At 49.3% G+C, this 219-nt stretch carries 1 protein-coding gene; it reads right to left on the bottom strand.

Annotated elements, in window-relative coordinates:
• A partial coding sequence (locus C8322_RS14325) for a hypothetical protein (protein WP_213065975.1) occupies positions 1 to 219 on the bottom strand: 219 nt, incomplete at both ends.

Genomic DNA, 219 nt, shown 5'->3' with positions numbered 1-219 from the left:
GCTGCACCGTCTTCTGTCACTGTGCCTGTGTCAGCTTTGGCTTCTGGGGCGGTATCTGTGATGAGAATGACCAGATTCGTCGCTGCTGAGCTTTCATTGGCATTGTCTGTCACTACAATTGGGAAAGTATCGCTTACGCTAGTATCACCACCGCTGTGGTCTTTGCTGCTGCCACTTTGTTGGTAGCTATAACTGACTTTGCCTGTTACTGGATCATAG

The organism is Acinetobacter sp. SM1B (assembly GCF_003289665.1).
Lineage (GTDB): Bacteria > Pseudomonadota > Gammaproteobacteria > Pseudomonadales > Moraxellaceae > Acinetobacter > Acinetobacter schindleri.
This window is presented reverse-complemented; position numbering and strand designations above follow the sequence as displayed.